The organism is Deltaproteobacteria bacterium (assembly GCA_005879795.1).
Lineage (GTDB): Bacteria > Desulfobacterota > Binatia > DP-6 > DP-6 > DP-6.
Genome location: VBKJ01000087.1, coordinates 1 through 3,915, shown reverse-complemented (window position 1 = coordinate 3,915; position 3,915 = coordinate 1). Strand labels below are relative to the sequence as shown.

The following is a 3,915-nucleotide window of genomic DNA, read 5'->3' as shown; positions in this document are numbered from 1 at the left end:
GCCGACATCGCGCGCGCCACCCGCCTCCTTCCCGCGGCCGCCGAGGAGGCGCTGTGGACGCTGGTCGCGCGCGGACTCGTCACCGGCGACGGCGCGGCGGGCCTGCGCACGCTCCTCAAGCCGGACAGCGAGCGGCGGCCGCGCCGCCTGCGCGCGGTGCGCGGTGGCCGGGCGCGGCTCGTGCCGGCCGGCCGCTGGGCGCTGCTGCGCGCCGGTACCGACACGGACGCCGATGCCGAGCCGATGCGCTTCGCGCGGCAGGTGCTCCGCCGCTGGGGCGTGGTGGTGCGCGAGCTCCTCGCGCGCGAGTCGCGCATGCCGCCGTGGCGCGTCGTGCTGGGCGTGCTGCGCGCGCTCGAGGCGCGCGGCGAGATCCGCGGGGGGCGCTTCGTCGCCGGGCTGGTCGGCGAGCAGTTCGCGCTCCCCGAGGCGGTGGAGGCGCTGCGCGCGGTCAGGCGGCGGGGGGCGGAGGCGCCGGAGACCGTGGTCGTGGCCGCCGCGGACCCGCTCAACCTGGTCGGGGTCCTCGTGCCCGGCGCGCGCCTCTCGCCCATGGCGCACGAGGTGATCGCCTTCCGCGACGGCGCGGCGGTGGAGACGGGCGAGCTGGGCGCGGTGCTCAGCCGGCTCAAGCGGGCGAGCGGGTAGCGGCGGACGAGGGCTCCCTGTACAATGTACATATGACGCGATACACGGCCGCCGAGGCGCGCAAGCACCTGTCCGGTCTCTTGAACGCGGCCGAGCGAGGGCAGGAGGTCGTGATCGAGCGCAGAGGCGTGCGCTTCGTCGTCAAGGCGGACCGGTCGGCGCCGCGCCGCGCGAAGCGTCGCGAGTCGATCTTCGAGTTCATCGATCCGGTGGTGATGGAGGGTGAATGGACCTGGGCCTGGGGCCGAAAGGGGCTCAGGTTCGCGCCGCGGCGGGGCCGTGCCCGGTGATCCTCCTCGATACCAACGCGCTCATCTGGCTCTACGAAGGTCATCGACGAAGCCGACCGCTCGTGCGCTGGTCCGGGCGGCTCTATGCCTCTCCGGCCAGCCTGCTCGAGATTCAGCTCCTTCTCGAGTCGGGTCGCGCCCGGGTCCGCCGCGGGATGGCGGTCGCCGCGCTCACGGACGACGGACGCTGGCTGCTGGACGAGCCTTCCTCTGCCGCCTGGTTCACGCGCGCCCTGGATCTCGGGTGGACACGCGACCCGTTCGACCGGCTGCTCGTCGCCCACGCCGGCCTCCGGGGGTGGCGGCTGGCGACCGGCGACGAGGAGCTGCTGCGTCGCCTCGGCGAGCGCGGCAGCGTGGAGCTGTAGTCAGCGCGGCCCGCCCCCCGGCCGCAGCACCGCCCCCTCCGCCGCCGACGACACCAGCGCCACGTACCGGGCGAACACGCCGCTCGTGTAGCGCGGCGCCGGCGGGCGCCAGCGCGCGAGGCGCTGGCGGATCGTCGCGTCGTCCACCAGGACGTCGAGGCGACGCTTCTCGACGTCGAAGGCGATCGTGTCGCCCTCCTCGACCGCGGCGATCGGGCCGCCGACGGCCGCCTCGGGCGCGACGTGGCCGGCCATCAGGCCGCGCGTGGCGCCGCTGAAGCGGCCGTCGGTCAGGAGCGCGACCTGCTCGCCCAGGCCTTCACCCACGAGCGCCGCGGTGACGCCCAGCATCTCGCGCATGCCCGGGCCGCCGCGCGGGCCCTCGTAGCGGATGACGACCACGTCGCCCGCCTTGATCGCGCGCCGGGTGACGGCGGCCATGGCGTCCTCCTCGCGCTCGAAGACGCGCGCGGGGCCGCGGTGCGTCGTGCGCTCGTGGCCGGCCATCTTCACCACGCAACCCTCCGGCGCGAGGTTGCCCTTCAGGATGACGAGGCCGCCGCTCGGCTTGAGCGGCCGTTCGAGCGGGGCGACGACCTCCTGCCCTGGCGTCTCGACCGCGCGGGCCGCCTCCTCGGCCAGGGTGCGGCCGCTCGGCATGAGCGCGCCGCCCTCGACCAGGTCCGCGGCGACCAGGCGCTTGGCGACCACCGCGCCGCCGCCCGCATTGCCGAGGTCGACCGCGGTGAACCGACCCCACGGCTTCAGATCGGCCCACACTGGCGTGCGGCCGCTTACGCGGTCGAAGTCGTCGATGGTGAGCGGCACGTCGACCTCGCGCGCCAGCGCGAGTAGATGGAGGACGGCGTTCGTCGAGCCGCCGCTCGCCGCCACCCCCGCGATCGCGTTGTCGAAGGCCGCGCGCGTCGCGATCTCGTGCGGGCGCAGCCCGCGCTGGAGCATGTCCATTACGAGCGCGCCCGCCCGGCGGCCGACCTCGTCCTTGGCCGGGTCGGTGGCCGCGATGCTCGCCGTGCCCATGGGCGAGAGGCCGAGGAACTCGAGCGCCAGCGCCATGGTGTTGGCGGTGAACTGCCCGCCGCACGCGCCCGCGCCGGGGCAGACCACGTCCTCCAGCTCCTTCAGGTCCCGGTCGCTCATCTTTCCGGCCGCGTTCGCGCCCACCGCCTCGAAGAGGTCCTGGATGGTGACGTCGCGCCCGCGGAAGCGCCCGGGCTGGATGGAGCCGCCGTAGAGGACGAAGCCGGGCACGTCGACGCGCAGCAGGGCCATCGCGCCGCCGGGGATCGTCTTGTCGCAGCCGACCAGCACGACCAGCGCATCGAACATGTGCCCGCGCGCCACCAGCTCGATCGAGTCGGCGATCACCTCGCGCGAGACGAGCGAGGTCTTCATGCCCTCGGTGCCCATGGTGATGCCGTCGCTGATGGCGATCGTGTTGAACTCCATCGGCGTGCCGCCCGCCTCGCGCACGCCGCGCTTCACCTGCTCGGCGAGCCGGCGCAGGTTGAAGTTGCACGGCATGGTCTCGGTCCAGGTGTTGGCGATGCCGACGATCGGGCGCGTGAGGTCCGCGTCGGAGAAGCCGATCGCCTTCAGATACGAGCGCGCGGGCGCGCGGTCGCGTCCGTCGAGGAGGGAGCGGCTCTTGTGGCGGGGGTCGAGTGACATGGGCGGGGATCGTAGCCTAGTGTGCCGGCGGCGAGAAGAGGCCGGAGCCGGTGCTTGTCGGCCGCCCTTCGTGTAATACAAACGAACACATGCCGGCGAGCCGGGTGATGACGCTGAGGATCGAGCCAGAGCTCCTGGAGCAGCTGCGAGCGGTCGCGAAGGCCGAGCGGCGAAGCGTGTCGGCGCAGATGCTCTTCCTCGTCCGGCGGGAGCTGGGCGCGAAGGCGCGGCGACGGCGGAAGCCGCTGCCCACGCTGGGATGGCTGAGCCACCTGCGGGCTCCGCAGGAGCTGAAGGAGTTCCGTCGCGTGCGCCGCTCGCTCACGCGGGAGCTCGAGACCCGCCTGCGGCGCCACGCGAAGGTGAAGTGAAGGCCTGCGTCCTCGATACGCACGCCTTCGTCTGGTACGTGCAGGGGCGGCGGGTCGGAAGGTCGGCGGGACGCATGCTGCGCGAGGTCGATCGCGGGCGATGCCGCGCCTGGATTCCGGCGATCGTCCCGGTGGAGATCGTGCTCTTGCGCGAGCGCGGGCGGAGCGCGATCGGCATCCCCGAGCTGGAGGCGACGCTGGAGCGGAATTCCGAGCTCCAGCTCCTCCCGCTCGACCTCGCCCAGGCGAGGGAGTTTGCGCTTCTACCCGGGGTGCACGACCCCTTCGACCGCATGATCATGGCGGCCGCGCGGGCCGTCGGCTGCCCGCTCCTCTCCGCCGACACCGGCATGCAAGAGAGCGGTCTGTTGCAGGTCGTCTGGGACTGACCTCGCTGGCGGCCGAGGCGCGGGGCCTGCTAGCCTCGGTGTCCCCGTGAAGGTCCGCGCCGCCATCTGCTGGGAGCCGCGCCAGCCCCTCGGCGAGTGCCTGGTGCGCCTGGTCGCGACGGGCGTCTGCCACACCGACGCCTCCACGGTGAGCGGG

5 protein-coding genes are annotated in these 3,915 nt (G+C 73.8%); 4 read left to right on the top strand and 1 reads right to left on the bottom strand.

The window, feature by feature from the left end; genetic code table 11:
- The first annotated feature begins 680 nt into the window (after positions 1-680).
- Both E6J59_04545 and E6J59_04540 read left to right on the top strand, forming a co-directional pair.
- Positions 681-938: a type II toxin-antitoxin system prevent-host-death family antitoxin gene (locus E6J59_04545; protein ID TMB22117.1), complete on the top strand. Its 258-nt coding sequence runs from the start codon at positions 681-683 to the stop codon at positions 936-938.
- Positions 875-1,306 carry a type II toxin-antitoxin system VapC family toxin gene (locus E6J59_04540; GenBank protein TMB22116.1) on the top strand — a complete coding sequence of 144 codons (432 nt, stop codon included), beginning with the start codon at positions 875-877 and terminating at the stop codon, positions 1,304-1,306. The genes E6J59_04545 and E6J59_04540 overlap by 64 nt, the downstream gene beginning before the upstream one ends.
- Here E6J59_04540 and ilvD read toward each other — a convergent pair whose 3' ends face one another.
- Positions 1,307-2,998: a dihydroxy-acid dehydratase gene (gene ilvD, locus E6J59_04535; GenBank protein ID TMB22115.1), complete on the bottom strand. Its 1,692-nt coding sequence runs from the start codon at positions 2,996-2,998 to the stop codon at positions 1,307-1,309.
- A 259-nt stretch (positions 2,999-3,257) separates the two neighbouring features.
- Here ilvD and E6J59_04530 point away from each other — a divergent pair, with 259 nt between their 5' ends.
- Entirely contained in the window at positions 3,258-3,758 is a 501-nt protein-coding gene (locus E6J59_04530; GenBank protein TMB22114.1) for a type II toxin-antitoxin system VapC family toxin, read from the top strand.
- Positions 3,759-3,804: 46 nt separating this feature from the next.
- The coding region (locus tag E6J59_04525) for an S-(hydroxymethyl)glutathione dehydrogenase (protein ID TMB22113.1) at positions 3,805-3,915 on the top strand (111 nt) is incomplete at its 3' end.

What these genes read in the sequence shown, in the direction of transcription:
- E6J59_04540 (TMB22116.1), top strand. Translation starts at nt 875, where the DNA reads ATGGACCTGGGCCTGGGGCCGAAAGGGGCTCAGGTTCGCGCCGCGGCG.
- E6J59_04530 (TMB22114.1), top strand. Translation starts at nt 3,258, where the DNA reads ATGGCTGAGCCACCTGCGGGCTCCGCAGGAGCTGAAGGAGTTCCGTCG.
- ilvD (TMB22115.1), bottom strand. Translation starts at nt 2,998, where the DNA reads ATGTCACTCGACCCCCGCCACAAGAGCCGCTCCCTCCTCGACGGACGC.
- E6J59_04545 (TMB22117.1), top strand. Translation starts at nt 681, where the DNA reads ATGACGCGATACACGGCCGCCGAGGCGCGCAAGCACCTGTCCGGTCTC.